Consider the following 3,691-nt stretch of genomic DNA (forward strand, 5'->3'; position numbering starts at 1 on the left):
GTGCCCGATTGAAGTCATGACAGAGGTGGTAGGAATGCATCATGCTGCGCCTGCTTCAATTCAATAACCGTGTTGCACTCAGCCCCTGCAACCGCCCATCATCAAACGCATCCTGGAAAACACGGGCTACCGCGAGATTGAACTGCGCACGGCGTTAAATGGCGACGAGGCGTTGGCGATACTGGAAGGCTGGCAGCCCGATCTTGTTCTGACGGACTGGCACATGCCAGGTATGACGGGTTTGGAGTTACTGCAAACCATCCGTCAATTAGGCATGCATGACATCAAAGTGGGCTTTGTAACCACCGAATCGTCGGCGCGGCATCTGGACGAAGCACATCGCAATGGCGCGGCGTTTGTGGTCAATAAACCCTTCAATACGGAAGAATTAAAGCAAGCAGTACTCTCCGTGTTGCAAGATGCCAGTGGCGTTGAAGATGCCATTGAGGCCGCCGCCCCGGCACAACCGCCGACAGCAGCGGCGGTGCCAAGACAAGCCATTGACGTTGCTGAAATAGCCTCGATCCTGAGTCTTTCGTCGATTGTCTGCAAAATCGAGCGTATCGAACCTGTCCCTATCGAACACGTCAAACTGCCCTACGTCATTGGTATTTACAGCGCCCCAGACAGCAAAGCCGTCGATGCGGTATGCCTTATGGACCTCAACGCCGCGTGCATGCTGGGTGGTGCAATGGCCAAACAGAGCGCCGATCAAGTTAAAGCGGCGATTCTGGCTAAAACCCTTAACCGCGATGTATATGAAAACTGCACCTCATTTCTCAGTGATTTGTCCGGCATGATTTCACGCAGTTCCGGCAAGCGCGGTACGTTGTCGAGCAGCCATCTGGTGCAGAAGCCGTTCGGCAAATTGTTCGAATTGATGGGTAATAACTATGGCCGCGCTGATTTAAGCATCTCTTTCCCGGCGTATGGCGACGGCTTTATTTCGGTTTTGCTGAGTTAACTCCCACCCCAATAAGCGCATTTGTGCAGGAGGGTTGATGAGCGATTTAAGCCATTTGGAGCTCGGCATTATGTTGGCGGTTGCCGCTAACTTGTTGCTGGTCGCTGTAGTCGCGGGCTTAGTAGCTTGGATTTACATGCAGTCTTGTAGCGCCGCCAAAGGCGTTGTCGACGATGCACAAGAGTTGAGTGCATCTGAAGAACTCTCCAGCAACATCCTGCTCACAGACATGCTCGCGGAAGTCAGCGAACACAGCCTCGAACCCTTTGATAAGGCGCTTAACCAGAGCTTTGAGCTGGCGTCATCGATTGATGGATTGGCCGATGAAAACTACCCCGCTTGGAAACTCCAGCACCAGCCTGATTTAGACGCCTTGATTGCTGGCCGTGCTGAACTTGAGTTCAAGCTTGAAGACCTGAAAAACAAACTGGATCGGGCGCACAAGCTCATCACCACGCTGCATGCACAAAAGCGCCAGACCGATACCCGTGATGACAAATTAAACACTCTGCACGCCAAGTTTCAGCACCTCAAAGAGGAGATGGCTCACCTAAAGTCTCAGCGCGAGCATGGCTTGAGCGAAGCGACTGACCTGCAAAGGCAGCTCAAAGTCACCAAGCAGCATGCCAAAGAAGCGGAAATTCAGCTGCACGCCGTTGAAGAGCAGGGACGTCTGCAACTTGTGAAGATGCAGCACCTAAAAGAGCAAATGGCGCACCTGCAAACGCAGCGTGAACAAAGCAGCGCCGAGGCTACGGAGTTGCGGCGTTTACTCAGCGAAACCAAGCAGCTTGGTCAAGAGCAAAAAAACCATCATCTGCAAGAAGTTGAAGAGCAGAACCGTCTGCAAACTCTGCTGCGTGAAGAGGCTGAATTGCTGCGTGTGCAGCTGGATCGCGAGCGTGAAGTGCTGTCGCGCACGCTGCTTGAAAAAGATTTTATTGAAAGCGCCTTTCTGGAAACCGATGCGGCCACCGACCAACTCCTCAAATTCAAAAGTGACTACGAGGAGCTACAAAAAGCACACCGCCTGCTGCAACTGAAGACCAACCCCGCAAATGGCTGACGAGCAGCAATTAGCCAATACCTAGACCTAACAACTGCCGATTTCGGCTGCACTGAGCGGGCGGTATTGGCCGGGGGCCAGTAGTGGGTCGAGTTGGATAGCGCCCATGCTCAACCGGTGCAGGCCGATGACCTTGTTCTGAAAGTGGCCAAACATGCGCTTGACCTGATGGTAGCGACCTTCGTGCAAGGTCAGCAGGGCGCTGTGGCTGCTCTCGATGATCAGTTCGGCAGGTAAGGTGGTGAGGTTTTCGTAGGCGAAGTACAGGCCGCGGGCGAAGACGTCGATGTATTCGGCGGTTATCGGCTGTTCGGTCTGAACGCGGTAGACCTTGCCCAAGCGGCTGCGCGGCTCGGTTAGGCGACGCGACCACTGACCATCGTTGGTGATCAACATCAGGCCGCTGGTGTTCAGGTCCAAGCGACCGGCCAAGTGCAGGTCGGATGTGTCCGGCTCATCCAGCAGGTCAAGCACGGTGCGGTGCTGCTCGTGCGCGGTGGCGCTGACCACCCCGATGGGTTTGTGCAGCATAAAATAGCGAGCGGATTTGCCTGCTTGTAGCAGCTGAGAGTCCACTTCGATGCGGCTGAATTGAGTCACCTCATACAGGCCGTCGCGCATCACCTCGCCATCAACGGCTACATGCCCGCTGACCAGTAAATGCCTTACGGCCTGACGATTGAATTGAGGCAAATTGCTGAGGAAGCGATCGAGGCGCATGGCTAGCCGACTGTTACTTCTGGCAAGCCTTGCGCGCAGCGCGGGCACAAGCAACTGCGGTTAAGCTGCTCGGCAGGCAGGGCGCTGAGTCGTTCTCTGCTAATTACCAGGTTAAAACACCAGCAGGTGCTGACGGGTGTGCTTGCGTCAGCTTGCGCACACTGGTTTAGCTGCCCGCAGTTGGGGCAATGGGTGGTGTCACTCACAGGGTTTCTTCACACAAACGGTTGCGCCCACTTTGCTTGGCACGGTACAGGGCGCGGTCGGCGCGGGTGATCAGTTGCTCCAACGATTCTTCGTCGTGCAGTTTTGCCAGGCCGAGACTGGTGGTAATGCGCAGGTCAGCGTTGTTGAAGTGGATACTGCTTTGCTCAGTCAGCTGGCGGATTTTTTCGCCCAACTCGCGTGCTTGTTCAGGCGAGGTGTCCTTGAGCAACAGAATAAATTCCTCACCGCCCCAGCGGCAGATAATGTCGGATTTACGCACGGTGTTTTGCAGCGTACTGGCAAAGTGGCGCAGTACTTCATCTCCAGCCATGTGGCCGTGACTGTCATTCAGCAGTTTGAAGTTATCCAGGTCGAGCATCAGCGCGCACAGCGGATTGGCAGTGCGCCTAGCCTCCTGCACGGCCTGATTGGCCAACAATTCAAAGCCACGGCGGTTGGGTAGGCGCGTCAGTAGGTCAGTGGTGGCCAGGGCGCTGATGCGCCGTTGATAACGGGCCATCACCAGGCTGACCAAGGCGATGACAATGCTGGTCACGATCAGGCAGATCAGCAGGTTTAAATACAGCGACTGGCGGATGCCAGCCACCGCGCCGTCTTCGTGCTTGTCTACAAACAGGGCGGCCGCGGAAACTGAGTGCAACACCTGAACCTTTCGGTAAGGTGTCGGCCCTATGTCCTATCACGAACTCAGCATTGAAGAACGCGTCACGATC

At 55.1% G+C, this 3,691-nt stretch carries 4 protein-coding genes and 1 pseudogene; 2 read left to right on the forward strand and 3 right to left on the reverse strand.

The window, feature by feature from the left end:
- The first annotated feature begins 100 nt into the window (after positions 1–100).
- Together AUK77_RS00665 and AUK77_RS00670 are read left to right on the forward strand one after the other, a co-directional pair.
- Positions 101–964: a response regulator gene (locus AUK77_RS00665; protein ID WP_363079345.1), complete on the forward strand. Its 864-nt coding sequence runs from the start codon at positions 101–103 to the stop codon at positions 962–964.
- A gap of 37 nt (positions 965–1,001) precedes the next feature.
- A complete protein-coding gene (locus AUK77_RS00670) occupies positions 1,002–2,030 on the forward strand; it encodes a hypothetical protein (protein WP_296125225.1) in 1,029 nt (342 codons plus the stop codon).
- Positions 2,031–2,057: 27 nt separating this feature from the next.
- Here AUK77_RS00670 and AUK77_RS00675 read toward each other — a convergent pair whose 3' ends face one another.
- The 3 genes and pseudogenes from AUK77_RS00675 to AUK77_RS00685 form a co-directional block, all read right to left on the reverse strand.
- Positions 2,058–2,750, reverse strand: a complete 693-nt coding sequence (locus AUK77_RS00675) for a 16S rRNA pseudouridine(516) synthase (protein ID WP_296125227.1) — start codon at positions 2,748–2,750, stop codon at positions 2,058–2,060.
- A gap of 2 nt (positions 2,751–2,752) precedes the next feature.
- Positions 2,753–2,956 carry a cysteine-rich CWC family protein gene (locus tag AUK77_RS00680; protein ID WP_296125229.1) on the reverse strand — a complete coding sequence of 68 codons (204 nt, stop codon included), beginning with the start codon at positions 2,954–2,956 and terminating at the stop codon, positions 2,753–2,755.
- Positions 2,953–3,594: pseudogene (locus tag AUK77_RS00685) on the reverse strand (GGDEF domain-containing protein); the annotation flags it as partial. The gene AUK77_RS00680 and the pseudogene AUK77_RS00685, both read right to left, overlap by 4 nt.
- Positions 3,595–3,691 lie beyond the last annotated feature (97 nt).

The sequence above is a fragment of the Pseudomonas sp. Ga0074129 genome, from assembly GCA_001465025.1.
Taxonomy (GTDB): domain Bacteria; phylum Pseudomonadota; class Gammaproteobacteria; order Pseudomonadales; family Pseudomonadaceae; genus Aquipseudomonas.

Coding starts and splice junctions, on each gene's coding strand:
- AUK77_RS00670 (WP_296125225.1), top strand. CDS start 1,002: ATGAGCGATTTAAGCCATTTGGAGCTCGGCATTATGTTGGCGGTTGCC.
- AUK77_RS00675 (WP_296125227.1), bottom strand. CDS start 2,750: ATGCGCCTCGATCGCTTCCTCAGCAATTTGCCTCAATTCAATCGTCAG.